The sequence below is a fragment of the Pseudomonadota bacterium genome (assembly GCA_013285445.1).
Classification (GTDB): Bacteria; Pseudomonadota; Gammaproteobacteria; order Xanthomonadales; family Wenzhouxiangellaceae; genus Wenzhouxiangella.
The window spans coordinates 1,367,452-1,393,203 of the sequence record CP053448.1 but is presented as its reverse complement, the minus strand read 5'-3'; the positions used below and the strand labels follow the sequence as shown (position 1 = coordinate 1,393,203).

The window sequence follows — 25,752 nt, the reverse complement described above, 5'->3', positions numbered from 1 at the left end:
ACGTGTCGGACGAGCGAGACCGGATCAGCCGATGACCGAGACCCTCCCTGGCGACCGGATCTACAGCTTCCCGGGCGGACTGAAGCTGCGCCACAACAAGCAGGTCGCCTGCAGGCAGCCAATTGCCGAACCGGACCTGCCCGAGCGGCTCTACGTGCAGGTGGTTCAGCATCAGGGCAGCGCCGGCGACATCTGCGTCGAGCCGGGCGACCGGGTCGCCAAGGGACAGCGCCTGACCGCCGCCGGCGACGACCTGACCGTCCCCGAGCATGCGCCGACCTCGGGCCGGGTGGTGGCGATTGCCGACCACCCGGCGGCATTCCCCCCGGCACCAGCCAGCGCTGCATCATCATCGAATCCGACGGCAAGGACAGCTGGTGCGAGCGGCAGCCGCTCGAAGATCATCGCCGCTGCAGCGCCGATGACATCGTCAACCATCTGCATGCGTACGGCCTGGCCGGCCTTGGCGGCGCAATGTTTCCAACCGCGGCCAAGCTCAGGGGTGACTGGCCCGGTATCCACACCGTGATCCTCAACGGCGCCGAATGCGAACCCTGGATTGCCTGCGACGAAATGCTGATGCGCGAGCGCCCGAAGGCGGTCATCGAAGGCGGGCTGCTGCTGGCCCGCGCGACCGGCGCCGAGCGCGTGGTCATCGCCATTGAAGACCGCATGGGCGCGGTGCGCGCGGGCCTGGAAGCCGCCTGTCGCGAACTCGACTGCGGCCAGATCCTGCGCATCATCCAGGTACTCACCATCTACCCGGAAGGCGGCGAACGCCAGATCATCCAGACGCTGACCGGGCAGGAGGTGCCGCACGATGGCCTGCCGCAGGACCTGGGCGTGGTCGTCCACAACGTCGCCACGGCCGCGGCCGCGCGCGACGCGGTCTTCGAGGGCCGTCCGCTGATCGACCGCATCGTGACCGTCACCGGCCCCGGCATCGCGAAACCGCGCAACTACCGCGCTCTGCTCGGCACGCCGCTGGCCCATCTCGTTGCTGCCGCCGGCGGCTACAGCGGCGAGGTGACCCGGCTGATTCTCGGTGGACCGATGTCGGGCTCAGCGCTGACCACCGACTCGATCCCCGTGACCAAGGGCGCCAACTGTGTCCTGGCGCTGACCCGGAACGAAACCGGGCGTATCCAGCCGACCATGCCATGCATCAACTGCGGCGAGTGCGTGCGCGTCTGTCCCGCCCGGCTGCTGCCGCAGACGCTCTTTCGTCTGATCGAGGCCGGCCAGTACGAATCGGCCAACGACTACGATGTCTTCGACTGCATCGACTGCGGCTGCTGCGCGGCAGTCTGTCCCAGCCACATTCCGCTGGTCGACTTCTACCGTCACGCCAAACACGAGCTGACCCGGCGCGAGCTCGACCGGCGCCGTGCGGCCCTGGCCCGGCGGCGATACGAGGCGCGCGAAGCGCGGCTGCAGCAAGAGAAGGAAACGCGCCAGAACCGGCGTAAAGAGCGCGAGGAAAAGCTCCAACGCTCGGAGACGGAAGCCCAAAGCGAGATCCAGGCCGCCATCGAGCGGGCGACGCACAAAAGGAATGCTGCCGATGACTGAGCGGCCGCGGCGCTTGAGGTCCGTGATGCCCGGCATCGACGAGGTTCCGGGAGCCAGGTTTCGCGCGCACCGCCTCCCGGCCGGCGGAGTCCCCCGTGAAGTTTAGCGTCTCGGGTGCCCCCTTCCAGCCGCCTGCGGCGACCGTCGGCGGCGTCATGCGCCAGGTGCTCTATGCGCTCATTCCCGCCATTTTTGCCCACGTTTACTACTTCGGCTTCGGCATTCTGTTCCAGATCGCGCTGGCCGTCGGATTTGCCGTGGGCTTCGAGGCGATCATGCTCCGGCTGCGACGACGCCCCCTTGGCCTGTTTCTGTCGGACTGCAGCGCCATTGTCACCGGCGTGCTGTTCGCGCTGTGCATGCCGCCGCTGGCGCCGTGGTGGATCGCCGCGATCGGCATGCTGATGGCCATCGTGGTGGCCAAGCATCTGTATGGCGGACTGGGCTACAACCTGTTCAACCCCGCCATGGTCGGCGTGGCCGCGGTCATCATCGCCTTCCCGATGGAGCTCAGCCAGTGGCTGACGCCGCGCCAGCTGACCCCCGACCTGCCTGGCCTGCTCGAGACCGCGCGCGCCATCTTCAGCGGCGCGCTGCCGGCCGGTCTCGAATGGGACACCATCACCGCCGCAACGCCGCTCGAGCAACTCAGAACAGGGGTGCTCGACAATCTGGTCATCGACGAGATTCGCAGCCACCCGGCCTTCGGCGACTTCGGGGGCCTGGGCTGGGAGTGGATCGCCAACCTCTATGCCCTGGGTGGTCTATACCTGATCTGGAAGCGCGTCATTTCCTGGCATGTGCCGGTCGCCGTGGTTGTCACCACCATTGCCGTCACCACGCCGCTGTGGCTGTTCGGCCCCGACACCAACCCCTCACCGCCCCAGCACATCTTCTCCGGCGCCCTGGTACTGGCGGCCTTCTTCATCGCCACCGACCCGGTCTCGGGCTGCAGCACGACGCGCGGCAAACTGCTGTTCGGCGCCGGCGTGGCCATCCTGACCCTGGCCATCCGCCGCTTCGGCGGCTACCCCGACGGCGTGGCCTTCGCCATCCTGCTGATGAACATGGCGGCACCGCTCATCGACCGCCTGACCCGGCCCAGAACCTACGGCCATTGACGCTTCAGCGCGTTACGGCGCCCGACGACCCGTCATGATTCAGGCGACAAGGCGCCGGGATAGATCAACCAGATTGTCCTGTGCGAGCCGGTCCAGGTGCTCGAAAGCGCCTATCGTTGCTCCCAAAGGGAAGTTTCCGGCACTCTGCGCACACTGCTGCAAACGGTCAAGATGAAAACCGAAGATCCGGCTCGCCCCAAAACGCCTTTCCCGGTGCAGTGAACAAACGGCCAATCTTGGTGGCAACCGGCCAAAGTACTTGTCGTTCAATACTTCCTCTACACCATCCCCAACACCGCTTTGAGTCTACTCTCGATGACGGCCATTTCCGATTCATCGAGACTGCCCAGGGGCCCGTGCCGGAGACGGCCGGCATCCAGCGCCTGGATCTTGTCGACCATCACCCAGGTGGATTGGCGCAAGCGCCCGCGGGCCGGGATTTCCACTCGAAGGGCGTCGGCGCCGTCCCGGAGCTGAGAGGTCAACGGAAGCACAATGACCGTGCCGGGGGACTTGGAGGTCAACCAGTCCGCCTGAAGTATCACGCAAGGGCGCGCCGTGCCGACTTAGCGACCGCGAAAAGGTTTGAAACTGGCCACCCAGAGCTGCCCGCGCCGCATCAATCCCACCATCTTTTGGCAGCATCGATCCCGGCGGCACGTTCCTCACGCTCAATGCTTTCGAGCCAGTCTTCCAGGCCCTCCTCAGCGATTTCGACGCCCTCTCGGATCGCTTCCGGATTCGAGTACAGCGCGCGGGCGGCTGCCTTCATTTCGTTGATCAGGCGTTCCCGCTCCTTGCGCGTGAGGTATTCGCCGACGGCCTCTCGCACCAGATCCGAGCGGTTGCGCTCCGTCCGGCGGGCTTCTTCTTCGAGGCCGCGCTCGATAGCGGCCGGCAGACGGACGCTGATGTTTGACATACGTGATTACACTGTGTTGCACGTTTCGTATTCCAATTGTATTTCATCCCGGTGGCCGCAGCAGTTCACCACTCGGCATGAGCCGGCGCAATGAGTGACGCACAGTACGGGCCCGACGGCAAACAGCCGGAGCCCTGCTAACGCTGAGGCGCTCAGTGGAGCCCGGAATGGTTTTCACGAGGCCTGCCGTTCTATAGATGTATATGATATGCTTTTATTTCAAACCGTCCGGCGTCGCTGCGGCGATTGCCCCACTGGACGCCGCAAGCCGCGACGCCATCAATCCGGACACAGGAACCCGACAATGACCGAGCAGACTCCTCTCGATGCGCCGATTCAGGCCGGTGGCACCTTTGATGCACGCGGACTCGACCGACGCTTCCGCCATCCGGCCATTTTTGCTGCCCTGCAAACGCTTCAGCCGGGCGAGACCATGCGCTTCGTCAACGATCACGATCCGCTGCCGCTGCTCAATCAGCTCAACGGCCATTTCGGCGACGCGCTGAGCATCGAATACCGCCTGAACGAACCCGGCGTGGTCGTGCTGGACATGCAGAGAGTCTCCTGACCGCATGGATCGTTTAGGCGAGCCACTGCTCAGGTGCGATCCGGCCACCGGCTTCCCGGCCTTCTTCGATCGGGCGCCGGTCATCCGGGTTCAGGACCCGCTGTCGGCATTTCTCGGGGTGAATGCCGATGGCGTGATCGACTATCACTACGTCGACGCCGTTCGCCTGGCGGGGCACTCCTGCCCGACCGTTGCCGGCGCTTTTCTGCTGGCGCGCTCGGCGCTGAAATCGCTCTATCCCGACAGCCTGCCGCAGCGCGGGGGCGTGCGCATCGCCATGCCGGCGCCCGAAGACGAAGGCACCACCGGGGTGGTCGCGCAGGTGCTGACCCTGGTCACAGGCGCGGCCGGCAGGGGCGGGTTTTTCGGCATCGGCGGCCGGTACTCACGCAGGCAGTTGCTTGTTTTCGCCCCCGGCGCGCAGGCCGACGAACGCATCCGGTTTACCCGCACCGATTCCAGCCGCACGGTTGCCGGCCGCATTGATCTCAGCACCCTGCCGGTCTCGGCCGCACAGCGCGAACGCATGCCGGCCGTCATCCGGGGCCAGGCCGACCCGTCGCAGCAGGTTGCCTTCGGCGAGGCCTGGCAGGAGCGGGTATGCTGGCTGCTGCTCGATCATGCCGACGATCCGGCCGTCATTCAGATCGATCATGCGCCCGAAGAGCCGCCCACCAGGGCATCGGGCACATCTGCCCGGGATTGTTCGTAGGAGCAAGGGCGCAGCGCCTGTTTCGGATGTGCCGCGCGCAGGTTCTCCGCGCAATGTTGCTTCCACTCGCCGGCCCGGCCAATGCCGAACTGCAGCGGGCGTTTGAACGGATTGGCAGCCGGGTCTATCCAATCCCGAAGCCGGTCTGTCGGCAATCGATGCCGATCCCCTACAATGCAGGCTCATGGGCAATCAGGTGCCGAAGGCATGGCCGATCGATCGCTGTTGCAACCCGCCATGATGCTGGTCGCTGCCGGCCTGGCGGCGGCGGTGATCCTGGCCGGGCTCAATGAGCTGACCGACGATCGCATCGAGCGCGAGCAGCAGCGCCGGGCGCTGGCGGCGGTATCTGCCATGCTCGAGGCAGACAGCTATGACAACGATCTGGCTGCCGACACCGCCCGGCTGCGCGTTCCCGGCCTGGCCCATCCGGCGACTGTCCACCTGGCCCGCAGCGGCGGTGTTCCGGCCTCGGCGGTCATCGATGTGGTCACATCCAGGGGCTACAGCGGCGACATCCGCCTGCTGCTGGCTGTCGATATGGACGGCACGGTACTTGGAGTGCGCGTCATCGAGCATCGTGAAACCCCCGGACTCGGCGACAGGATCGAGCGGGGCAAGTCCGACTGGATCGAGCAGTTTGCCGGTCGTTCGCTGGGCGATCCGCCGGACGAGAGCTGGGCGCCGGACCGCCGCGGCGGGACATTCGATACCCTGTCAAGCGCCACGATCACCTCGGCGGCGGTCATTGACGCGATCAAACGGGCGCTGCAAGCCTTCGAGGCCGACAAGGATGCACTGTTCGAACGGGCAGTGACCGGGAATCCCGAAGACTCATGACCGAACCAAACCCGAAAGCAATCTGGCGTGACGGACTGTGGGATAACAACCCGGGGCTGGTCCAGTTGCTCGGGCTGTGCCCGCTGTTGGCGGTATCGAACACGGCAATCAACGGGCTTGGTCTCGGTCTGGCGACGATACTGGTGCTGGTGGTCACCGGACTGACGGTCTCGCTGTTGCGAGGATGGCTGCGCCCGGAAATCCGCATCCCGGTGTTCGTGCTGGTTATCGCCACCGCGGTCACGGCCATTGACCTGGTCATGCAGGCCTGGCTGCACGACCTGAGCCGCACCCTGGGTATTTTTGTGCCATTGATCGTCACCAACTGTACGATTCTGGCGCGCGCCGAGTCGTTTGCCTCGAAGCAGCCGCTGCGCCCCACCCTGCACGATGCACTGGCCCAGGGCGCCGGCTTCACCGCCGTGCTGATGGTGCTCGGCGCCGGGCGCGAAGTAGTCGGCAATGGCACACTGTTTTCAGGCGCCGACATGCTGTTCGGGCCGGCCGGCACCGGCCTGACCTTGCGCGTGCTGCCGTTCGATGACGGTTTTCTGCTTGCAATGCTGCCGCCGGGGGCGTTTATCGGTCTGGGACTGCTCGTTGCGCTGCGTCAGTTCATCGTCAATCGCCCGCGCGCGGCCGCTGCATCGGCGCAAGCAGCGGATACGCCGGTCAGGGACTCTGCCCAATGAACGCCGCCGACCGGGAGACCTTCTTTCGGCGACTGGCCGAAATCAATCCGTCACCGACCACGGAACTCGAATTCTCCAGCCCGTTCGAGCTCCTGATCGCGGTGATCCTGTCGGCCCAGGCCACTGATGTGGGCGTCAACAAGGCCACCCGGCGCCTGTTCAAAGTGGCCCGCACACCCGACCAGATCCTGGCGCTGGGCGAAGACAGCCTCAGGGAATACATCAAGACCATCGGGCTGTACAACTCAAAAGCCCGCAACGTCATGCGCACCTGCCGCGACCTGGTCGAGCGCCACGCCGGCCAGGTGCCCGGCAGTCGGGCCGAACTCGAGGCGCTGGCCGGGGTGGGCAGAAAAACGGCGAACGTCGTCCTCAATACCGCCTTCGGCCAGCCGACCATGGCGGTCGACACCCACATCTTCCGGGTGGCCAACCGCACCGGCCTGGCCCCCGGCAAGACGCCGCTGGCCGTCGAGAAGGGACTGCTCAAGCGGGTCCCGGCGCACTATGTGAAAAACGCCCATCACTGGCTGATCCTGCACGGCCGCTACACCTGCAAGGCCAGAAAACCGCTGTGCGGCCAGTGCCCGGTCCATGACCTGTGCCGCTGGCCCGACAAGAAGATCCACGCCGAGCCACCCGGTTGAACCCGGGCGGCGTGTTACGGTCAATCATGAGCATTCGCCGCCATTGCCCCGAGACGGCAGCCGGCGGCAAGCCCGGAGGATCCCGATCATGACTGCCGAGAAGAAGCCGCCCCGCTCGCTTGCAGACGCGCAGAAGCGGTTCGCTGACCACATCCGCAATCCCGAGGCGGTCGAGCCGCCCGAGGGTATCGAGGAACGACGCATGGCGATCTATCGCCGGCTGTTCTTCGGCAACCTGCGTAACCTGTTTGCAAAGAACTTCCCGGTCATGCGGCGCCTGCTCGACGACCCGGACTGGGACGCGTTGATCCGCGATTTCATGGCCCGGCATCAAGCCATCACGCCCATGTTTACCGAAATCGGCCGGGAATTCGTGCGCTTCATCGAGGAGCAGTCGCCGGCCGGACTGCCGCCGTTCGCCTTCGAGCTGGCCCACTGGGAGTATCTGGAAACCGTGGTCCGGCTCCACCATGCCGATCCCACCAGCGCCGGCGCGGTGATCGACGGCGACCTGCTCGAACGCCCCCCGCTCCTCAATCCGACGCTGCAGGTGGCGCAGTACCGCTGGCCGGTGCACGAGATCGGACCGGCGTTCCGGCCCGAAGCACCGCTCGACGCGCCGCTGATTCTGGCGGCGTTCCGCCGCACGAACGATCGGGTCGGCTTCATGCGGCTCAATGCAGTCACGGCCCGGCTGCTCGGACTGGCGCAGGAATCACCCCGCCGCAGCGGCCGGGCGCTGCTCAAACAGATCGCCGACGAGCTTCAGGCCGCTGACGGAGACGCAGTCGTGCGCTCCGGCGCGGCCATGCTCGAACGGCTGCGCGACGAACAGGTGATCCTCGGTACCCGTCAGTAAATGGCTGTGACTCGATAGCCGGCCGCGCGCAGCAGTTCGAGCAGGCCGTCCTCGCCGCTCAGGTGCAGCGCACCGACCGCGATGATCAGCCCGCCTTCCTGCAGGAACGGCTCGGCCCGTTCGAGCATGCGGTGATTGCGCTCGGCCAGACCGGCCTGCATGAAGTGGCTGACGATCGACTCGTCGAGCCCCTCGAGCTGGGCTCGGGCCATCGCCCGCAAGCGATCCAGATCACCCGACTGGTAGGCGCCGATCAGTGCTTCGGTCTGCTCGGGCAGCGCCGGGTAGTGTTCGACCGCCTGCCGCAGCAGCGCGACCTGCTGTGCTTCTTCGATTTCCTGGAAAAAGCCGAGCTGTTCCTCCACCGTTTCCAGGGCGAACACTTCAAGACCAGCTGCGCCCGCGCGCATGGACAGCATCAGGTCCATGAACAGCCCGGTTTCCGGCGGTGGCAACGACAGCGTCATGGCAGCCGCCCAGGGCCGCATGCGGCTGGCTGCGGCCTCGTCGACCCCGTAGTGCTCATCCAGCAGGCCGACGACACGCTCGTGCAGCTGCGCTCCGATGACCGCCTCAAGACGGGGCTCCGGGTAGCGCATGGCCCGCTCAACGCGTTCCAGCAGGCCGGCATCGGGCACCAGCTCCAGCGTCAGTCGCTCCGCCTCGCCGATGGCCTCGATCAGGGCATCGGGAAACTCCAGCAATCGCGGATCATCACTGTGTACCGTTCCCAGCAGCCAGTTTTGCGCGCCGTTATCGCCGGTCACTGACCAGAACACCTGCGCCGGGGCCGGCGCGGACAGCATGGCCAGCATCAGCGCCAGGCACCGCCACATACCCATGACATGCTCCCGGTGGTCAAATGAGCCGGCCTGCATTATGCTGGACTTTTGGTCAAATTCAATTCAATGTCTCCGATCGCCGGCCGTTTCCGCGGCTTCCTTCCGGTTGTGGTCGATGTCGAAACCGGCGGATTCAATGCCCGTACCGACGCCCTGCTTGAGCTGGCCGTGTGCATCATCGACATGGACGACGACGGCTGGCTGGCCCCCGACGAGGTCATGATGCGTCATATCGAACCGTTCGAAGGTGCCAATATCGAACAAGCCGCGCTCGAATTCAACGGGATCCGTCCTGACCATCCGCTGCGCCCGGCTGTACCCGAACAGCGTGCCCTGAAGGAACTGTTCTTGCCGGTCCGCCAGCGTTTGCGTTCGTCCGGGTGCAAGCGGGCGATTCTGGTCGGGCACAACGCTCACTTCGACCTCGGCTTCTTGAACGCGGCCATTGCGCGCTGCAGCTACAAGCGCAATCCGTTTCATCCCTTCAGCTGCTTCGATACCGCCACCCTCGGCGGCATGGCCTACGGCCAGACCGTATTGGCCCGGGCCGTGACCGCTGCCGGCCTGGCCTGGGACAAGAACCAGGCCCACTCGGCCGCCTACGATACCGAACGCACGGCGGCGCTGTTCTGCGCCATCGCCAATCGCTGGCGGCAGCTCGAAGCGCTCGAGCAGGAAATGGATGAGCATCCTTGAACATCTCGTCATCGGGGTCATATTAGAATTGATCCCCATCAAAACAAGCGAGGAGAGACCCAATGGCATTCACCCTTCCCGAGTTGCCCTACGCCAAGGACGCGCTGGAGCCGCATATCTCGGCCGAGACCCTCGAATATCACTACGGCAAGCACCACCAGACTTACGTCGACAAGCTCAACGGCATGATCGAGGGCACCGAACACGAAAACCGGTCACTCGAGGACATCATTCGCAGCGCCTCCGGCGGGCTGTTCAACAATGCCGCCCAGGTGTGGAACCACACCTTCTACTGGAACTGCCTCAGCCCCAACGGCGGTGGCCGTCCCGACGGCAAGCTGGCCGAGCTGATCGAGCGCGACTTCGGCTCGTTCGACGAGTTCAAGCAGACCTTCTCCGACAGTGCGGTCGGCAATTTCGGATCGGGCTGGACCTGGCTGGTGCAGCATCCCGACGGCAAGCTGGCGGTGGTCAACACCGACGATGCCGAAACGCCCCTGACCGGCGATGCCACGCCGCTGCTGACCTGCGATGTCTGGGAGCACGCTTACTACATCGACTATCGCAACGCGCGACCGAAGTATGTCGACAATTTCTGGCAGCTGGTCAACTGGGACTTTGCCGCCAGACAGCTGCGCCAGTAATCGCGCTGCCGGACATCCGTCTGAACCGGCGTCCCGATACGGTGCCGGTTGACGGGCCGGTCGCATAGAATAGGCCGGCCATGTCCTCGCTGTTCGACACCTATGTCCGCATGCCCGTGCGCGCCGTTCGCGGCGAGGGCGCGTGGCTGATCGATGACCAGGGCGTTCGCTACCTCGATGCCATCAGCGGGATCGGCGTATGCGCCATCGGTCACGCCCACCCGCGCCTGGCCCGTGCAATCGCCGAGCAGGCGGCAACCCTGCTGCATACCGCCAATATCGTCGAGCTGCCGCTGCAGGAGCGCCTGGGCGCCGAGCTGGCTGCCATCAGCGGCATGGACCGCGCCTTCATCGCCAATTCCGGCGCCGAGGCGGTCGAGTGCGCACTCAAGCTGGCCCGCCTGCACGGCCACGCCCGGGGCATTGCCCTGCCCCGCGTCATCGTCGCCGAGAACGGCTTTCACGGCCGCACCCTGGCCGCACTGAGCGCCTCGGGCAACCGCGCCATCCAGGCCGGGTACGAGCCGCTGGTCGACGGCTTTGTGCGCGTGCCCTTCGGCCAGGCCCGTCCCGTTGAAGAGGCGCTGGCGGCCACACCGGATGCCGCGGCCGTCCTGATCGAACCGGTCCAGGGTGAAGGGGGTGTGCGACCGTTTCCCGATGGCGAACTGGCGCGCCTGGCCGAAGCCTGCCGCCGCCATGGCGTGCTGCTGATCCTCGACGAAATCCAGTGCGGCATGAACCGCACCGGACGCTGGTTTGCACATCACCACGTTGACGGCCTGAAACCGGACGTCATGACGGTCGCCAAGGCGCTCGGCAACGGGATGCCGGTCGCCGCCTGCATGGCCAGCGAATCGGTCGCCGGCCTGATGAAGCCGGGCAGCCACGGCACCACGTTCGGCGGCAATCCGCTCGCCTGCCGGGCAGCGCTGGAGGTGATTGCGATCATGCGCGATGAGGCCATCGGCGCGCGTGCCGAAGCCGCTGGCACACGCCTGGTCGACACGCTGCGTGACGGACTCGCCCGGCATCCCGCCGTAACGGAGATCCGCGGTCGCGGTCTGATGGTCGGAATCGAGCTCGATCGGGAATGCGCCGCGCTGAAGGCCGATGCGCTGGAGCGCGGCGTGATCATCAACGTCACCCGCGGCAACACCGTACGCCTGCTGCCGCCGCTGATCGTCGATGACGCCCAGGTCGACCGAATCGCTGAAACGGTCATCGACATCATCAAGGCGCGTTATCGGCCATGATCCTCGAGGTCGACAAGATTGAGCTGGGCTACGCCCGGGAACTCGTCATTCGGGGCCTGAGTTTCAGCCTGGATGCCGGGGAGATCGGCTGCCTGCTGGGCGCGTCGGGCTGCGGCAAGACCACCGTGCTGCGCGCGATTGCCGGTTTCGAGCCACTGCGCGCCGGCGAGATTCGCATTGGCGATCAGTTGGCCAGCACGCCAGCCGGGCGCTTGCCGCCCGAGCAGCGCAGTGTGGGGATGGTCTTCCAGGACCATGCCCTGTTTCCGCATCTCGATGTGGCCGGCAACGTCGGCTTTGGCCTGCGCCGGCTCAGCCGCGCCGAACGCACCTCACGGGTCACGGAACTGCTCGGCATGACCGGCCTGGGCGGACTGGGCCATCGCTACCCGCACGAGCTGTCCGGCGGCCAGCAGCAGCGCGTGGCCCTGGCGCGGGCGCTGGCTCCCGAACCCAACGTGCTGCTGATGGACGAGCCGTTTTCAAATCTCGACGCCCGCCTGCGGCGCCGGGTCGGCGAGGAGGTACGCGCCATCCTCAAGGCGCGCGGCACCGCAACCCTGATGGTCACTCACGACCAGCAGGAGGCCTTTGCCCTGGCCGACCGGGTCGGCCTGCTCAGGCGCGGGCGCATGCTGCAGTGGGATAGCCCCTATCAGCTCTACCACCGACCGGCCAACCACTACGTGGCGGCATTCACCGGTCGCGGCAGCTACCTCGATGCACGGGTCGACGGCGATCAGCTCCTGCACGGCCTGGGCCGATCACCGCTGCCGGCCGACCGGCCCAGTGGCGATCGGCTGGCGCTGTTGATTCGGCCCGACGACCTGCGCCCCGATCCCGCCGGCCCCCGTGCCCGGGTCATCTCCCGCCAGTTTCAGGGTGCACAGATTCTCTACCGGCTGCAGCTCGACAGTGGTGAAGAAGTCGCCGCACTGTTTCCCAGCCACGAGGACTTCGCTGTCGGCGAATGTATTGGCGTGGCGCTCGATGCGCGCCACCTGGTGCTGTTTCCGACGGCTCAGACCGAGACCTTCATCAGCCCGTTGAGCAACGAGGCGGTGTAAGAAGCCAGCTGCGGGCCGAGCTGGCCGGCCCGTGCCCTGAGGTCGTCGAGATCATGCCCGAGCAGCGTGGCGTGACCGACCTTGCGACCCGGGCGGGCCGATTTGCCGTAATTGTGCCAGCACAGACCGTCGATGCCGAGCAGGCGCACGGGTTCGGGGATCGCGCCGATCCAGTTGACCATCAATGCCGCGCCGCGGGCAGCGGGGTCGCCCAGCGGTAAATCGCAAACCGCACGCAGGTGGTTTTCGAACTGCGAGCAGAACGTGCCCTCGATGGTCCAGTGCGCCGAGTTGTGCACGCGCGGAGCGAACTCGTTGGCCAGCAGACGATCACCGACAGCAAACAGCTCCAGGGTCAGACAGCCAACGTATTCGAGATGCGTGGCCAGCCTGCGGGCAGCCTCGGCCGCCGCAGCAGCCATGGCCGCATCAACCCCGGCCGGGCAGCGCGCCAGGGCCAGCATGCCGTTGTCGTGGACGGTGCGGGTAAGGGGATAGCAGCGCAGGTTGCCGGCCGCATCGCGCGCGACCGTAATGGCACATTCGAAATCAAACGGAACCCAGCCTTCGAGGATCAGCGGGTCATCGCCGAGCGCAGCCCAGGCCGGCTCCAGATCCTCGCGCTGGCGCAGCAGGTACTGCCCCTTGCCGTCATAGCCCATGCGCCGCGTCTTGAGTACGGCCGGATAGCCGACCCGGTCCAGCGCCTCGAGCAGCTCGATTCGGCTGGCCACCGGCGCGAACGGGGCCACTTCGAGGCCAATCGACTCAAACAGACGCTTTTCGGCCAGCCGGTCCTGCGCCGCCGCAAAGGCAGCGGCACCCGGCCGAACCGGCCGGATCTCCGCCAGGCGCTCGAGCACGCCGGCTGGCACGTTCTCGAAGTCACAGGTGATGCGGTCGCATTCTGCCAGCGTCTCCAGCGCCCCGGCATCATCCCAGTCGGCGACAAGCAGCCGGCCCAGGGCCGCAGCACACGCATCCGGCTTGGGGTCAAGAAAGGTGAACTGCAGGCCCATGGGAATGCCTGCCTGGGCCATCATGCGGGCCAGCTGTCCGCCTCCCAGAATGCCGATGTTCATGTGCGCTGCGGGTCGGGATCGGCCTGCACATCATCGGTCTGACGCTGACGCCAGCGGCGGTAGCGCTCGCGAATGTCGGGATGGCGGCTGCCCAGCATGGCGGCGGCCAGCAGAGCGGCGTTGATGGCTCCGGCACGGCCAATGGCCAGCGTACCGACTGGCACCCCGCCCGGCATCTGCGCGATTGACAGCAGCGAATCCAGTCCGTTGAGGGTGCGCGATTGTACCGGCACTCCGAGCACCGGCAGCACGGTCTTGGCCGCAACCATGCCCGGCAGATGGGCGGCACCACCGGCACCGGCAATGATCACCTCGATGCCGCGCTGTTCGGCCGCTTCGGCCCATTCGAACATGGCATCGGGCGTACGGTGCGCCGAAACAACCCGGGCTTCGAACGCGACGTCCAGCGCGTCGAGCGTATGGGCCGCGTGCTGCATGGTCTCCCAGTCACTGCGCGAGCCCATGATCAGACCGACCAGCGGCGCAGTTGCCATGGCTTGTCTCCGGAAGTGGAAAACCCTGCATACTAGCAGCGCCTCAATCCGGAGTAAATGAAGGCGCGGTTCGCGCTACAATCCGATGCATGAACCTGCCATCACACCTGCTCGACATTCTGTGCTGCCCGGTCAGCCACCAGCCGCTGCGCCCGCTGGAGAAATCGCGCCTCAAGACGCTCAACCAGCGCATCCGGGATGGCGGCGTGGTCTACGTCGACCACAGCAGCGTCACCGAGCCCGTTTCAGCGGCGCTGATCACCCGCGACGACAAGGTCATCTACGCTATCGAAGATGACATCCCGGTGCTGCTGCCCGATCGCGGTATTGCCCTGGCCCAGTTCACCGATCCCCTGTAGTCGCGACCCGACTGCAGCCGCTCGGCCTGTTGCCTGATCCACCGCGCACGCTGCCTGAAGGCTGGGCGCCGCAAGTCAGGCCGATACGAATACCCATCGACGTGAATTCCACTCGAATGGCACAAGACGCTATCATGGCCACATCACCGGCTGGTGATGAAAAGCGCCCTCTTCTGATTCCAAGGCTAAGGCTATGGGCCCGGCGACCCACTACTTCGACCACGACAAGCCGTTCACGCTTTATCGCGGAGGCCAGTTGCCCGGTCTGCGTCTGGCCTGGGAATCATGGGGTGAGCTCAATGCGCAAGCCAGCAATGCGGTACTGATCTTTACCGGCCTGTCGCCAGGCGCCCACGCGGCTTCCTCCAGCCAGGACCCGAAACCGGGCTGGTGGGAAGACATGATCGGGCCGGATAAACCGATCGATACCAGGCGCTTGTTCGTGCTGTGCGTCAACTCCCTGGGTTCATGCATGGGCTCGACCGGGCCGGCCAGCATCAACCCGGCTAGCGGCGAGCCCTGGCGACTCACTTTTCCGGAACTGGCCATCGAAGATATCGCGCGCTCAACCCGACTGGTTGTGGACGCGCTTGGCATCCGTCACCTGCATGCCATCATCGGCCCGTCAATGGGCGGGCTGACAACAATGGCCTGGCTCAAGCTGTTTCCCATGACCACCGACCGTGTGGCCCTGATCTCGACGGCCTGCTCGGCCACACCGATGGCCATTGCGATCCGCTCACTTCAGCGCGAGGCCATTGTGACCGACCGCAACTTCCGCGACGGCCACTACACCGACGACGCCTGGCCGGAGGTCGGCATGCGCCTGGCGCGCAAACTGGGCATGATTTCCTATCGCTCGGCAACCGAGTGGCAGCAGCGCTTCGGCCGTCAGACCCAGGACTACTTCCCGCCGACCCTGTTCGGGATGCGCTTTGCGGTGGAATCCTATCTTGAAACCCATGCCCGCAAGTTTGTCGGCCAGTTCGATCCCTGCTGCTATCTGTACCTGTCACGCGCCATGGACATGTTCGACGCCTGCGATGCCGGCGGCACCTTGAAAGAGATGTTCAGGCAGAGCTTTGCCGGTCGCGCGCTGGTGCTCGGAGTCAGGACCGACATTCTGTTTCCGCTTTATCAGCAAAAAGAACTGGCGGCGGCCCTGGATGGCAGCGACAGCGACGTGACATACCATGCCCTGCAGTCCGTGCAGGGGCATGACGCCTTTCTGGTCGACATCGACACCTTCGGCAAGCCGATCCGCCGCTGGCTGGAAGCGGGCTGACAGGCCACGGTCGGACGGCGCTGCGGGTCTTTACTTCCAAGGCGACGATACGGACAATAGGCGCCTGCCCGCCGGGGTGGCGGAACTGGTAGACGCGCCGGACTCAAAATCCGGTTCTGGCAACAGAGTGCGGGTTCGATTCCCGCCCCCGGCACCACCACCGCTCGATCATTCCCTCACCCGGCAAACCCGGGTGATTCGTCCGCCCCGCACATGGATCTGCAGGGTCTGGCCGCGCCGGTAAAAGTCGTAGCGGATTCCTGCGGCACCACCCGCCCTGGTTTCGAGCTGCACCACGCGATCCGGCTCGGACTGAATCACGCGGCGGTCGGAGTCGCCCACCTTGACCAGCCCGGCTGACAGACGGGCCGAAGACAGATTGCATGAGGCCTCGACAGTCAGGCCGAAAATCATTGCCGCCACGAAAACGATGGTTCGCACAGGCTTGAGCTCCAGTGACGCGATCAGGCGATCAGGCTATCACGCAGCGCTGACTGGAAACTGAACGACAGGGGCAGCCGGAACCGCCCGGCTGGACACCGGACCGGGGACCCGGCCCGATTGGTATCCCGTCCGGCGCGAAAACCCTTACCCCGCCTTATTCACCACCCGCACGTCGCGAGACGTCGCCAGGACGTGTAGATGGGGCGTTTCGCGACCGAGCGCTCCGGAAACGTACTCACCTGTACGGTGAGGATGCGCGACCGAGCGAAACGGCGCAGATGCGTGCTCTGGCGCCGTCGCAGTAGCGCGGGTGGTGAATACGGCGGACTACAGGTCGCGCGCCACGCGGAAGCCGACACGCATGTCCGTGCTGTTCGACGAGCTCGAAATGCGGAATGCCGAACGTGACATGGCCGGCGTGCTCGACCAGGACGCACCCCTGATCACCCGTCGCTCGCAGCCGGGGTTGACCCAGGCCGAGCCGTCTTCGGGGGCACGCACGTAGCTGTCGTGCCAGCAGTCCTCGACCCATTCCATGACGTTTCCACCCATGTCGTAGAGACCAAACGGGTTGGGCTGCAGGCTGCCGACCGGCGCCGGGCCCCAAAACCCATCACCGTAGCGGCTAAAGGCCACGTTCCAGCGGGCGTTGCTCGGCGAGATATCGTCATCACCGGTGACGTTCTCGAGCGGACTGTCCGGGGCACGGTCACCCCACCAGTAGGGCGTCTGGCTGCCGGCACGCAGCGCGTACTCGAACTCCGCTTCCGAGGGCAGCCGATAATTACGTCCGGTCTGCTGTGCCAGCCAGGCTGCGTAAGCGCTGGCATCATTCCAGGAAACATGCAGCACCGGCATGTTCTCGTCGGCCCGATTGCCGGCGTAGTCGTGTCGCCAGTTGATGCGGTTTTCCCGATCCATGCGGCCGGTGCTGACGTCGTAAACGCGCGAGCCACCGGAGCGTTCGGCGTCGGTACGGTAACCGGTATCGTCTACGAACATCGCAAACTCCCCGACCGTGATCTCGGTTTGCGCCAGCGCGAATCCACGCTCGAAGGTCACCCGGTGGCGCGGCCCTTCATTGCTCATGCGGTCATCCTCGTTGTCGGGGGACCCCATCATGAAGCTGCCGGCCGGTATCACCACCATGTCCGGTCCGTCGCGATCGAACCGATCAATGCCGTCGGCAAACACCTGGCCGGGCTCGAATCGGCCATACAAGCGCGCATCCTCCAGCGATCTCCGCAGCGCTTCGATCCGGCTACGATCATCTCCGAGCGCAACCAGCTGGGTGATGCGCTCCTCGGCCGCATCGAGTTCTCCGGCGTCAATGGCGCTGATCGCCTCATCGCGCAGCGTTTCCACATAGCGCTGGCGGAATTCGGCGATGCTGGCGCGGGTCTCCTCGATGGCCTCGGGCGCGCTGTGTACGGCCTCGGCTTCCTCTATACGCTCTTCGGCCCCCTCGAAATCCAGTTCCCGGGCCCGCTCAATGGCGCTGGCCAGCAGTGCCTGGTGGGTTTCGACCAGGCCCGACTGCGCCGCCTGATTACCGGGTTCGGCCTGAAGCAGTTCGGCGAACAGCTCCGCGGCATTGTCTCCGGGCGGCGCCGTCAGGCGGCCGGCATCGAGCGCGGCCCGGGCCGCGGCCTGCAGCGACTGCACGCGCTGGCGACTGTCGATTTCAGCCTGGACCTGGGCGATCACTTCACGCTCCGGCGCGATCTCCTCCAGAACGCCGGCCAGCTGCCGAGCCGTTTCCAGATCTCCTGCAGCCAGCGCCTCGCGAGCATTGGCTTCGACCTCGTCGAGCAGATCGCTCAAGGCCTGCTGGACGTCGGGATCATCGGGCACAAAGGCACGCGTGGTCAAAAGGGACTGAAGGCGCGCGTCCTGTTCGGGATCGGGCAGACTGACGTCCGGCAGGTCCTCAACCGGCTCATCCGGGACCTCGAGGTCGAGTACGCCCAGTGAGAACTCTTCTGCGCCTTCGCCCACCACGTCACTGAGCCGGCGAACGCGCCGATTTTCGTCTTCGGCTGCTTCCTCCTGCGCCGCGGATTCGACTTCCCCCTCCGCATCCTGTGCGTGGGCAGCTATGCCAACCGACATGAGAACGATGCTTGTGCCTAGCAGTAGATACTTCATCAAAACCTCGATTGCTTGTCGCTGGTTGTTCGAATTGGGCGACCGCTCAGCCAGAAAACCGATTCAGGCAAACCGGACACAATTATTGAGTATGAGAAAATAGCCGATCATGGCGCTGGCGACAACTCCCAAATGACAACACCATTTCATGCCCAGATCCTCATTATCAACCGCTCCGCCCCCGCATTCAGCGGCCGAATCAACCGCCACTGTCGAGGCCGCAGCCCTCGTCGACTCACTCCAGGGGCTGCAGTCGGCCGCCGGCGCCTGGCGCGACCGGGCTGTTGTCGGCGTCGACACCGAGTTCGTGCGTGAGCGCACGTTTTTCGCCCGGCCCGGCCTGATCCAGCTCAGCGACGGCGGCAGCGCGTGGCTGCTTGACGCAGTCGCGCTGCCGAACATGCCGGCGCTGGCCGATCTGTTATCCAACCGGCAATGCACCAAGATACTGCACAGCGTTGGTGAGGATCTGGACGTTCTGCACCGGGTCAGCGGCCAGTGGCCGGAGCCGCTGTTCGATACCCAGATCGCCGCTGCCATGCTGGGCATGCCGCTGCAGTGTCGCTACGAACACCTGGTGGCAGAATGTTTCGACGTCAAGCTCGCCGGCGGACAGGCACGCAGTAACTGGTGCAAGCGGCCATTGCCCGAGCGACTGCTGCGCTATGCGGCTGAAGACGTGGTCTGGCTGCCCCGCCTGCACCAGCACCTGACAGCCGAGCTTGAACGGCGAGACCGGCTCGGCTGGCTGGAAGAAGACTGCCAGCGTCTGGTTGACGATGCACGCAGCGCCGGCACGGTTTCACCGCTGGAGCGAGTGCGCGGCGCCGGGCGGCTCGACACCGGGACGCTGGCCTGGCTGGACGCCCTGGCGCAATGGCGGGAGTCAGCCGCAATCGAGCACGATCTGCCCCGGCGCTTCGTGATCAGCGACGAGCATCTGATCGAGCTGGCCGAGGCCGCGCGCGCCGGCCGTGCCACAGCGGCCATTCGGGCGCTGCCCGACAAGCTGCGCCAGCGTCATGGTGAGGCGCTGCGGCAATGTCTGGCGTCGGTCAAGCCCGACGACTTCGAACGACCGGTCGCGATGACCGCCCTGAACGCTGAACAGCGCCAACTCGTCAGCGCCGCCCAGCAGGCAGTGCGGGACCTGGCAGGCGAGCTGGATGTCGACCCGGCCCTGATTGCCAGCAAGAAGGAACTGACCCGCCTGGTTCGCGGTGAACGCCCGGCCTGGCTTGCCGGCTGGCGCGGCGCTGTGCTTGCCGATCGCCTGCCTTCTGGTACCATTCACACGGCCTCATGCCCCGGTAGCTCAGCAGGATAGAGCAGCCGCCTCCTAAGCGGCAGGTCACAGGTTCGACTCCTGTCCGGGGCGCCATTTTCGGTGGACCGGTGCGCCGGTGCGTCCGTTCACGCATTCAGCCGTATGAATGGCACGCGCCACAACGAACGGTTCGAACGCGAAACCGTCGGGTAGGTCGGGGCCGCGTCCCCGACGGGCGAGGTCCGGAATCGGTACACGTGGCGGGACAGCCCCCAACCCTTCTGAGCGCGGGGCATGCATGAGATCCGTGTGGTGGTTGACGCGATGTCGTCCGTCGCGGATGTGACCGCGACCTACAAATCCGGTACGCGCCACAACGAACGGTTCGAACGCGAAACCGTCAGGAATTTCCGCCAAACCCGTGGCGGATGTGACCGCGACCTACAAATCCGGTACGCGCCACAACGAACGGTCCGAACGCGAAACCGTCGGGTAGGTCGGGGCCGCGTCCCCGACGGACGAGGTCCGGAATCGGTACACGTGGCGGGACAACCCCCAACCCTTCTGAGCGCGGGGCACGCATGAGATCCGTGTGGTGGTTGACGCGATGTCGTCCGTCGCGGATGTGACCGCGACCTACAAATCCGGTACGCGCCACAACGAACGGTCCGAACGCGAAACCGTCAGGAATTTCCGCCAAACCCGTGGCGGATGTGACCGCGACCTACAAATCCGGTACGCGCCATAACGAACGGTCCGAACGCGAAACCGTCGGGTAGATCGGGGCCGCGTCCCCGACGGACGAGGTTTGGACCCGGGATACACCGAGGCACCGACGTAACGGTACGCGGCCTCGATCACGCACCGCCGGCAAAGCCGACAAAACCCTGCAGCCACCCCGCGGCCTGCTCGACGAGCTGGTCATCGGCGGCATCGCCGTTGAAACGATCACCGGCGTTCGAGATGCGCAGGTAGTCCGGGAACAGGTGACAGCCGAGCTGGCGCAGGTTGATCAGCGCACCGGCCTGGGCAAAAGCCGTGCCCCAGGCGCCCGGCGTTGCGCCGGCCAGGGCCGTCGGCCGACCGCCGAAGGTGGGCTTCATTTCCGAGCCCGGGCGCGTGAGCCAGTCGAGCGCGTTTTTGAACACGCCGGGCATGCCGGCGTTGTACTCGGGCGTGACCAGCACCAGGCCGTCAGCGGCCTTGATTTTCCCGCGCAGGCTCTCGACCGCCTCGGGAATGCCGCTGGCGGCCTCGTCATCGCCGTTGTAGAGCGGGATGCCGTGCAGGGTGACGGCTTCCGCTTTCACGCCTTCGCCGGCCACGCCGGCCAGCAGCCGGGCCAGCCGGGTGTTGTAGGAGGCGGCCCGCAGGCTGCCCGAGACGATGATCAAGCGCATTTTCAGTTCTCCGTTGTCGTCGCTTCCAGGGTTCGGGCGTGGCCGAAGCGGCGCTCGATCAGTGAGTAGGCTGCCGGCACGACCACCAGGGTGAGCAGTGTCGAGCTGAGCATGCCACCGATGACGGCCACGGCCAGCGGCCCGTTGGTATCGGCTCCGGCGCCAAGCCCGAGCGCCGGCGGCGTCAGCGCCAGGATGACCGTCAACGAGGTCATCAGCACCGGGCGCAGCCGGATCGGGCAGGCGTTCCGGAGGGCCTCGTCGACGTCCTGACCCTGCTCGCGGAACTGGTTGGTCAGGTCCACCAGAAGAATCGAGTTCTTCGCCACCAGGCCCACGAGTAGCACCATGCCAATCATCGAGTAGATATTGAGTGAATGGCCGGTCAGCCACAGCAGCAGAATGCCTCCGATGACCGCCAGCGGCTGCGCGGTCATCACGACCAGCGGCTGAATGAATGAGTTGAACTGGCTGGCCAGCACGATGAAGACCAGGATGATCGCCAGCACGAAGGCGAAAAGCACCGACTGTACCGTTTGCTGGAACTCCCGTGCCTGCGCCTTGTAGGCCACGGTATAGCCCAGCGGCAAAATGTCGGTGGCGGCCCGGTCAATGGCGTCGACCGCCTCGCCCAGGGGTATCTCGGGGTTGCCGAAGAAGTTCGCCGAGTATTTGAGATCAAAGCGCGTGATCACCGCAGGGCCGACGGTTTCGACGGCCGTGGCCAGGGCGTCGAAACGCACGAGCTCGCCCGAGTTCGAGCGCAGGTAGATGCGATTGAGGCCGGCCGGCCGCGTGATCTGACCGTCTGCGGCCTTGACCCGGATATCGTAGCGTTCGCCGTCGCCCGGCTCATCGTTGTAGCGGGCGATATCCACGCCGCCGACGAGCATATTGACGGCAAAGGCGACGTCGGCCGAGCTCAGCCCGGCCTCGGCAACGCGCACCCGGTCGACCTCGATATCGAGCTGTGGCAGGTTAAGCTGAAGGTCCAGGTCCAGGCGGCCCATGCCGTCGACCTCCTCCAGCCGTGCGCGCATGTCTTCGGCCAGGCCGGCGACGCGCTCGAGATCCGGGCCGGTGACGACGAACTGCAGCGGGTCGCCGCGCTGGCCTCCGACGATCGACGGCGGCGCGGCGAAAGCCAGTACGCCGGGAATACCGGCCAGCTCACCGCGGATGCGGTCGAGAAAGACCTGCTGGGAGAGGTCGCGCTTGTCGCGCTCGACCATGCGCACGAAGGCGATGCCGCGATTGACCTCGCCGGCCGAACCCAGGCCGATGGCGGTGAAGTAGGTGCGGATCTCCTCGTGCGAGCCGAGCACCGCCTCGATCTGGCGCAGGTAGTCATTGGTCGCCTCGATCCCCGTGCCCAGCGGTGCCCGAAACGACACCACGAAACGGCCCTCGTCTTCCTCAGGGACAAATTCCTTGTCGATGTCGACCAGGAAGTAGCCGGAACTGAGCACGATCAGGCCGGCAATGCCGAGCACGCCCCAGCGGTGGCCGAGCGTCCAGTCGAGCACCCGGTGATAGAAATCGTTCATGCCCTCGAAGAGCCGATCGAAGGCGTGATAGACGCGCCCGTGCGCCTCGCCGGCCCGGCGCACGCGCAAAAAGCGGGAGCTGAGCATGGGCGTGAGCGTCAGGGCGACCACGGCCGAGGCCAGCACGCCGACGGTAACGGTCACGGCAAAGGACTCGAAGAAGCGACCAATGATGCCGCCCAGAAAGATCACCGAGGCGAAGATCGACACCAGCGTGAGCGTCGTGGCGATGATGGCGAAAAAGACCTGGTTGGAGCCGCCGATTGCCGCCTCGATGGGGTCGGGGGTGACCTCTTCGCGGAAGCGATAGATGTTCTCGAGCACGACGATGGCGTCGTCGACGACCACCCCGATCAGCAACAGCAGCCCAAGCAGGGTCATGGTGTTGAATGTGTAGCCGAGCATATAGATGGCGGCCACGGCGGCCAGCAGCGAAACCGGAATGGCCAGGGCGATGATGATCGTGCCGCGCCAGGTTCGCAGGAAGAACAGAACCACCAGGGCGGCCAGCAGCGTGCCTTCAAGCAAATGCTCCTCCAGCGCCTGGACAATTTCCTTGATCAGCTCCGAGTCATCGGAGGCGATCTTGATCGTCATGCCCGGCGGCAGCTGCGGGATGATCTCCTCGTCGAGTCGCCGCTTGACCTCCTCGACGATGGCCACCGTGTTGGTGCCGGCGATCTTGACGATGCCCAGCCCGACCGTCGGGTCGCCCATGAACCGGGCAATGGAACGGTAATCGGCCAGGCCGTCAACAACCTCGGCGAAGTCGGACAGCTGTATCGGCGCACCATTGACGTGGCGCACAACCATGTCCTCGAGCGCAAGCGGCGAGTGGTACTCGAGGTCGAGCTTGACCAGCGACTCGGTCTCGCCCGAGACCAGGAAGCCGCCCGGAAACTGCACGTGCTCGGTGGCGAAGGCCGTGCGCACGTCCTGGGCGGTCACGCCCAGCGCCGCCATCCGGTCGAGATCGATCTCGACCCGAATGGTACGGGCGCGCCGGCCGCCGATCTGCACCTCGCCGACACCGTCAATGGTCTCGAGGCGCTTGCGGATGGTGTTATTGGCGTACTGGTTGAGCTGCTGCAGGGTGCGATCCCCCTGCAGCGCGATCCACATGATGGCGCTGGCGCCGGCCTCGACCTTGGCCACGACCGGCGGATCGGCATCGTCGGGTAGCTCGCGCAGCACCTGGTTGACTTTGGCCTGGACCTCGTTGAAGGCCACGTCGATGTCCTTGGCCAGATTGAAGGTCACCAGCACCTGGGAAACGCCGGGCGCGGAGTTCGACTGGATGAAATCGATGCCGGGCACGCTGTTGACCGAACTCTCGATGATGTTGGTGATGCTTGAGTCGACGATTTCAGGGCTGGCGCCGGGCAGCACGGTCGTCACCGAGACCAGCGGAAACTCGATTTCGGGAAAACGGTCGACGCCAATGTCGCGGAAGCCGATCAGGCCGAACAGCACCATCACCGCCGAGATCATGTAGGCCAGCACATGCCGGCGAATCGATAGCTCCGGCAGGGTCATGACGATTCACCGTCCGACTGCACGGTCACTTTCGCGCCGTCGGTCAGGAAACCGGCGCCGTCGACCGCCACCCGCTCGCCGCCCTCGATACCCTCGACGATTTCCATCCAGCCATCACCGCGCAGTCCGACGCTCACTGATCGCTCAATGACGCGCTCGCCGTCGAGCACGTAGACCACCTGACCGGACGGACGGTGCACGACGCTGGTCGGCGGCACGACCACACCTTCGTGCTGCTCCAGGATGACATCGGCGGTCACAGAACCGCCGGGACGCCAGCTGCCCGGGTTGTCGATATCGACGATCAGTTCGATTGCGCGCGAGCCTTCGCCGACCGCCGGACGCAGATCCGTAACCGTGGCCATGACCTTGTTGTCCGGTTGGGCCGGAACCCACAGCCGCACCGGCTGGCCAAGCCCGACCTGGTCCTGGAGATGCTCGGGCAGCGGCACGAAGGCCTGCAGCGCAGCGGACGAAACCAGCTCGAAGACCCTGACGCCGGGGCTGACGAAATCGCCCTCGCTGATCAGGCGTGCCTGGACACTGCCGTTGACCGGGCTGGTGATCTGCGTGCGCTGCAGGTTGTATTCGGCGTCTTCCAGACGCGAGCGGGCGGATTCGAGCTGGGCTTCGAGCGATTCGACGCCGGTGCGGGCCTCGTCGAGCTGGTCCTGGGCCACCGACTGCTGTTCGGCCAGGTCGCTGAGGCGGCGCACGCGCCGGCGTTCATTGTCCAGCATGGCCTCGAGGCGGCGAATTTCCGCCCGCGCAACGCTGGCAGCAATGCGCTGAACCTGGGCATCGATCTCGGCGAGCGGGTCGCCGGCCGCGACGCTATCGCCGGCATCGGCATGAATGGCAATGATCCGACCGCCGGTTTCAGCCGCCACTGCCGGAGCAGTGTTGGCACGCAGGCGCCCGATGGCACGTTCGATGCGCTCGACCTGGCGCTCCGTGGCCGCGGTGGCCGTGATCGGCGTCGCACGCTCGCTCGACGATGATTGTTCGGATTCACTGCAGGCCGCCAGGAACAGGGCGAGCAGCAGGACAATGGGCAGTCTCAAGTTCATGCGTTATCTCCGTCGGGGGCGTTTGGCGCGAGGCCGTTGTAGAGAATATCGATCACGGCACTGGAAAACGCCCGGCCATCGCCGCGGAAACCCTGCTCGGGCAGCTGGGCCAGGTCATCGGCGTGCTGAAAATAAAAGGCGTTGGCCGCGAACATGATCAGTGCCGCGACCTGACAGTCGATATCGGCTCTAAGCCTGCCACCGCCCTGCTGCTGCTCCAGGTGGCGGACCAGGCGCGCGAAATTTCTCGAAAGCAGCTCCATGATCAGCGGCTTGCGCCCTTCCAGCGCCGGGTCCTGTAGCTCGCGCAGGATCAGACGAGCCACCTGGCGGTGATTCTCGAGGTGCTTGAGGTGCTCAAGCTGGAAGCGCTTCAGCGCCGACTGGCCAGTGGGCTCCTCGGTCAGGGCCTGGTCGATGCGCTGGCCGAAGTCGTCCACGGCATTGCCGATCACCGCGATGTAGAGCTCTTCTTTGGAGGCAAAATGATGAAACACCGTGGATTTGCTCACGCAGGCACGCGCGGCAATGACCGCGATCGAGCTGCCCGCGTAGCCGCTTTCGGCAAACTCGGCCGCGGCCGCTTCGAGCAGTCGATCCCGCCCGGAGGCGGGCACGCTGGCAGGGTTTTCACTGGCAGACATCGGTTTCAGGCGCTCCGCAGGTTGATCATTGCCGACCG

27 protein-coding genes and 2 tRNA genes are annotated in these 25,752 nt (G+C 65.6%); 18 read left to right on the top strand and 11 right to left on the bottom strand.

Annotated features, from left to right (window positions below; translation table 11 throughout):
* The first annotated feature begins 31 nt into the window (after positions 1–31).
* From HND55_06340 to HND55_06330, 3 genes are all read left to right on the top strand, one after another.
* Positions 32–529 (top strand): hypothetical protein, encoded by a 498-nt coding sequence (locus tag HND55_06340; protein QKK02301.1) that lies wholly within the window; start codon positions 32–34, stop codon positions 527–529.
* The gene (gene rsxC / locus HND55_06335; protein QKK02300.1) at positions 475–1,572 is read left to right on the top strand and encodes an electron transport complex subunit RsxC; all 1,098 of its coding nucleotides are present in this window, start codon (positions 475–477) and stop codon (positions 1,570–1,572) included. The genes HND55_06340 and rsxC overlap by 55 nt, the downstream gene beginning before the upstream one ends.
* 95 nt (positions 1,573–1,667) lie before the next feature.
* Positions 1,668–2,693, top strand: coding sequence for an RnfABCDGE type electron transport complex subunit D (locus HND55_06330; protein QKK02299.1), 1,026 nt, complete (start codon positions 1,668–1,670; stop codon positions 2,691–2,693).
* Positions 2,694–2,971: 278 nt separating this feature from the next.
* Here HND55_06330 and HND55_06325 read toward each other — a convergent pair whose 3' ends face one another.
* Both HND55_06325 and HND55_06320 read right to left on the bottom strand, forming a co-directional pair.
* The gene (locus tag HND55_06325; GenBank protein QKK02298.1) at positions 2,972–3,217 is read right to left on the bottom strand and encodes a type II toxin-antitoxin system PemK/MazF family toxin; all 246 of its coding nucleotides are present in this window, start codon (positions 3,215–3,217) and stop codon (positions 2,972–2,974) included.
* 95 nt (positions 3,218–3,312) lie between these two features.
* Positions 3,313–3,615 (bottom strand): ribbon-helix-helix protein, CopG family, encoded by a 303-nt coding sequence (locus tag HND55_06320; protein ID QKK02297.1) that lies wholly within the window; start codon positions 3,613–3,615, stop codon positions 3,313–3,315.
* A gap of 304 nt (positions 3,616–3,919) precedes the next feature.
* On the opposite strand from HND55_06320, the gene HND55_06315 reads away from it, so the two are divergent.
* The 6 genes from HND55_06315 (at position 3,920) to HND55_06290 (ending at position 7,933) form a co-directional block, all read left to right on the top strand.
* Positions 3,920–4,183 carry a DUF2249 domain-containing protein gene (locus tag HND55_06315; GenBank protein QKK02296.1) on the top strand — a complete coding sequence of 88 codons (264 nt, stop codon included), beginning with the start codon at positions 3,920–3,922 and terminating at the stop codon, positions 4,181–4,183.
* 4 nt (positions 4,184–4,187) lie between these two features.
* Entirely contained in the window at positions 4,188–4,895 is a 708-nt protein-coding gene (locus HND55_06310) for a hypothetical protein (GenBank protein QKK02295.1), read from the top strand.
* A 207-nt stretch (positions 4,896–5,102) separates the two neighbouring features.
* Positions 5,103–5,735 (top strand): RnfABCDGE type electron transport complex subunit G, encoded by a 633-nt coding sequence (locus HND55_06305; protein QKK02294.1) that lies wholly within the window; start codon positions 5,103–5,105, stop codon positions 5,733–5,735.
* Positions 5,732–6,427: an electron transport complex subunit E gene (locus HND55_06300; protein ID QKK02293.1), complete on the top strand. Its 696-nt coding sequence runs from the start codon at positions 5,732–5,734 to the stop codon at positions 6,425–6,427. Before HND55_06305 ends, HND55_06300 begins: the two co-directional genes overlap by 4 nt.
* A complete protein-coding gene (gene nth, locus HND55_06295; protein QKK02292.1) occupies positions 6,424–7,074 on the top strand; it encodes an endonuclease III in 651 nt (216 codons plus the stop codon). Before HND55_06300 ends, nth begins: the two co-directional genes overlap by 4 nt.
* Positions 7,075–7,162: 88 nt before the next feature.
* A complete protein-coding gene (locus HND55_06290) occupies positions 7,163–7,933 on the top strand; it encodes a DUF2063 domain-containing protein (protein ID QKK02291.1) in 771 nt (256 codons plus the stop codon).
* On the opposite strand, the gene HND55_06285 is transcribed toward HND55_06290, so the two are convergent.
* Positions 7,927–8,775: a TraB/GumN family protein gene (locus HND55_06285; protein QKK02290.1), complete on the bottom strand. Its 849-nt coding sequence runs from the start codon at positions 8,773–8,775 to the stop codon at positions 7,927–7,929. The two genes, HND55_06290 and HND55_06285, sit on opposite strands and share 7 nt — an antisense overlap.
* Positions 8,776–8,841: 66 nt before the next feature.
* Between HND55_06285 and rnt the strand changes: the two genes are divergently transcribed.
* The 4 genes from rnt to HND55_06265 all read left to right on the top strand — a co-directional run bounded on the left by rnt (position 8,842) and on the right by HND55_06265 (position 12,438).
* Positions 8,842–9,471, top strand: coding sequence for a ribonuclease T (rnt, locus tag HND55_06280; GenBank protein ID QKK02289.1), 630 nt, complete (start codon positions 8,842–8,844; stop codon positions 9,469–9,471).
* Between the two features lie 62 nt (positions 9,472–9,533).
* Entirely contained in the window at positions 9,534–10,115 is a 582-nt protein-coding gene (sodB, locus tag HND55_06275) for a superoxide dismutase [Fe] (GenBank protein QKK02288.1), read from the top strand.
* A gap of 80 nt (positions 10,116–10,195) precedes the next feature.
* Positions 10,196–11,371: an aspartate aminotransferase family protein gene (locus HND55_06270; GenBank protein QKK02287.1), complete on the top strand. Its 1,176-nt coding sequence runs from the start codon at positions 10,196–10,198 to the stop codon at positions 11,369–11,371.
* The gene (locus tag HND55_06265; GenBank protein ID QKK02286.1) at positions 11,368–12,438 is read left to right on the top strand and encodes an ABC transporter ATP-binding protein; all 1,071 of its coding nucleotides are present in this window, start codon (positions 11,368–11,370) and stop codon (positions 12,436–12,438) included. Before HND55_06270 ends, HND55_06265 begins: the two co-directional genes overlap by 4 nt.
* Here the strand turns inward: HND55_06265 and HND55_06260 are convergent.
* Positions 12,393–13,520 carry a 5-(carboxyamino)imidazole ribonucleotide synthase gene (locus tag HND55_06260; protein QKK02285.1) on the bottom strand — a complete coding sequence of 376 codons (1,128 nt, stop codon included), beginning with the start codon at positions 13,518–13,520 and terminating at the stop codon, positions 12,393–12,395. The genes HND55_06265 and HND55_06260 overlap by 46 nt on opposite strands.
* Positions 13,517–14,014: a 5-(carboxyamino)imidazole ribonucleotide mutase gene (gene purE, locus HND55_06255; GenBank protein QKK02284.1), complete on the bottom strand. Its 498-nt coding sequence runs from the start codon at positions 14,012–14,014 to the stop codon at positions 13,517–13,519. Before purE ends, HND55_06260 begins: the two co-directional genes overlap by 4 nt.
* A gap of 95 nt (positions 14,015–14,109) precedes the next feature.
* On the opposite strand from purE, the gene HND55_06250 reads away from it, so the two are divergent.
* From HND55_06250 to HND55_06240, 3 genes are all read left to right on the top strand, one after another.
* Positions 14,110–14,373: a hypothetical protein gene (locus tag HND55_06250; protein QKK04020.1), complete on the top strand. Its 264-nt coding sequence runs from the start codon at positions 14,110–14,112 to the stop codon at positions 14,371–14,373.
* Positions 14,374–14,566: 193 nt separating this feature from the next.
* On the top strand, positions 14,567–15,658 hold the full coding sequence (locus HND55_06245) for a homoserine O-acetyltransferase (GenBank protein ID QKK02283.1): 1,092 nt from the start codon (positions 14,567–14,569) through the stop codon (positions 15,656–15,658).
* Positions 15,659–15,728: 70 nt separating this feature from the next.
* Positions 15,729–15,815, top strand: a tRNA-Leu gene (locus HND55_06240).
* Between the two features lie 11 nt (positions 15,816–15,826).
* On the opposite strand, the gene HND55_06235 is transcribed toward HND55_06240, so the two are convergent.
* Both HND55_06235 and HND55_06230 read right to left on the bottom strand, forming a co-directional pair.
* Positions 15,827–16,099: a hypothetical protein gene (locus HND55_06235; GenBank protein QKK02282.1), complete on the bottom strand. Its 273-nt coding sequence runs from the start codon at positions 16,097–16,099 to the stop codon at positions 15,827–15,829.
* A gap of 330 nt (positions 16,100–16,429) precedes the next feature.
* Complete coding sequence (locus tag HND55_06230) at positions 16,430–18,214, bottom strand: SUMF1/EgtB/PvdO family nonheme iron enzyme (GenBank protein ID QKK02281.1); 1,785 nt, start codon at positions 18,212–18,214, stop codon at positions 16,430–16,432.
* 184 nt (positions 18,215–18,398) lie between these two features.
* Here HND55_06230 and HND55_06225 point away from each other — a divergent pair, with 184 nt between their 5' ends.
* Both HND55_06225 and HND55_06220 read left to right on the top strand, forming a co-directional pair.
* Complete coding sequence (locus HND55_06225; protein QKK02280.1) at positions 18,399–19,577, top strand: ribonuclease D; 1,179 nt, start codon at positions 18,399–18,401, stop codon at positions 19,575–19,577.
* Positions 19,555–19,631 (top strand) — tRNA-Arg (locus HND55_06220). Before HND55_06225 ends, HND55_06220 begins: the two co-directional genes overlap by 23 nt.
* A gap of 743 nt (positions 19,632–20,374) precedes the next feature.
* On the opposite strand, the gene HND55_06215 is transcribed toward HND55_06220, so the two are convergent.
* The 4 genes from HND55_06215 to HND55_06200 are packed head-to-tail and all read right to left on the bottom strand — an operon-like array spanning position 20,375 to position 25,714.
* Positions 20,375–20,917 carry an NAD(P)H-dependent oxidoreductase gene (locus HND55_06215; GenBank protein QKK02279.1) on the bottom strand — a complete coding sequence of 181 codons (543 nt, stop codon included), beginning with the start codon at positions 20,915–20,917 and terminating at the stop codon, positions 20,375–20,377.
* 2 nt (positions 20,918–20,919) lie between these two features.
* Positions 20,920–24,000, bottom strand: coding sequence for an efflux RND transporter permease subunit (locus HND55_06210; GenBank protein ID QKK02278.1), 3,081 nt, complete (start codon positions 23,998–24,000; stop codon positions 20,920–20,922).
* Positions 23,997–25,070 (bottom strand): efflux RND transporter periplasmic adaptor subunit, encoded by a 1,074-nt coding sequence (locus HND55_06205; protein ID QKK02277.1) that lies wholly within the window; start codon positions 25,068–25,070, stop codon positions 23,997–23,999. The genes HND55_06210 and HND55_06205 overlap by 4 nt, the downstream gene beginning before the upstream one ends.
* Complete coding sequence (locus tag HND55_06200) at positions 25,067–25,714, bottom strand: TetR/AcrR family transcriptional regulator (protein ID QKK02276.1); 648 nt, start codon at positions 25,712–25,714, stop codon at positions 25,067–25,069. Before HND55_06200 ends, HND55_06205 begins: the two co-directional genes overlap by 4 nt.
* Positions 25,715–25,752 lie beyond the last annotated feature (38 nt).

Coding starts and splice junctions, on each gene's coding strand:
- HND55_06340 (QKK02301.1), top strand. CDS start 32: ATGACCGAGACCCTCCCTGGCGACCGGATCTACAGCTTCCCGGGCGGA.
- rsxC (QKK02300.1), top strand. CDS start 475: ATGTTTCCAACCGCGGCCAAGCTCAGGGGTGACTGGCCCGGTATCCAC.
- HND55_06320 (QKK02297.1), bottom strand. CDS start 3,615: ATGTCAAACATCAGCGTCCGTCTGCCGGCCGCTATCGAGCGCGGCCTC.
- HND55_06315 (QKK02296.1), top strand. CDS start 3,920: ATGACCGAGCAGACTCCTCTCGATGCGCCGATTCAGGCCGGTGGCACC.
- HND55_06310 (QKK02295.1), top strand. CDS start 4,188: ATGGATCGTTTAGGCGAGCCACTGCTCAGGTGCGATCCGGCCACCGGC.
- HND55_06305 (QKK02294.1), top strand. CDS start 5,103: ATGGCCGATCGATCGCTGTTGCAACCCGCCATGATGCTGGTCGCTGCC.
- HND55_06300 (QKK02293.1), top strand. CDS start 5,732: ATGACCGAACCAAACCCGAAAGCAATCTGGCGTGACGGACTGTGGGAT.
- nth (QKK02292.1), top strand. CDS start 6,424: ATGAACGCCGCCGACCGGGAGACCTTCTTTCGGCGACTGGCCGAAATC.
- HND55_06290 (QKK02291.1), top strand. CDS start 7,163: ATGACTGCCGAGAAGAAGCCGCCCCGCTCGCTTGCAGACGCGCAGAAG.
- HND55_06285 (QKK02290.1), bottom strand. CDS start 8,775: ATGGGTATGTGGCGGTGCCTGGCGCTGATGCTGGCCATGCTGTCCGCG.
- rnt (QKK02289.1), top strand. CDS start 8,842: ATGTCTCCGATCGCCGGCCGTTTCCGCGGCTTCCTTCCGGTTGTGGTC.
- sodB (QKK02288.1), top strand. CDS start 9,534: ATGGCATTCACCCTTCCCGAGTTGCCCTACGCCAAGGACGCGCTGGAG.
- HND55_06270 (QKK02287.1), top strand. CDS start 10,196: ATGTCCTCGCTGTTCGACACCTATGTCCGCATGCCCGTGCGCGCCGTT.
- HND55_06265 (QKK02286.1), top strand. CDS start 11,368: ATGATCCTCGAGGTCGACAAGATTGAGCTGGGCTACGCCCGGGAACTC.
- HND55_06260 (QKK02285.1), bottom strand. CDS start 13,520: ATGAACATCGGCATTCTGGGAGGCGGACAGCTGGCCCGCATGATGGCC.
- purE (QKK02284.1), bottom strand. CDS start 14,014: ATGGCAACTGCGCCGCTGGTCGGTCTGATCATGGGCTCGCGCAGTGAC.
- HND55_06245 (QKK02283.1), top strand. CDS start 14,567: ATGGGCCCGGCGACCCACTACTTCGACCACGACAAGCCGTTCACGCTT.
- HND55_06230 (QKK02281.1), bottom strand. CDS start 18,214: ATGTCGGTTGGCATAGCTGCCCACGCACAGGATGCGGAGGGGGAAGTC.
- HND55_06225 (QKK02280.1), top strand. CDS start 18,399: ATGCCCAGATCCTCATTATCAACCGCTCCGCCCCCGCATTCAGCGGCC.
- HND55_06215 (QKK02279.1), bottom strand. CDS start 20,917: ATGCGCTTGATCATCGTCTCGGGCAGCCTGCGGGCCGCCTCCTACAAC.
- HND55_06210 (QKK02278.1), bottom strand. CDS start 24,000: ATGACCCTGCCGGAGCTATCGATTCGCCGGCATGTGCTGGCCTACATG.
- HND55_06205 (QKK02277.1), bottom strand. CDS start 25,070: ATGAACTTGAGACTGCCCATTGTCCTGCTGCTCGCCCTGTTCCTGGCG.
- HND55_06200 (QKK02276.1), bottom strand. CDS start 25,714: ATGTCTGCCAGTGAAAACCCTGCCAGCGTGCCCGCCTCCGGGCGGGAT.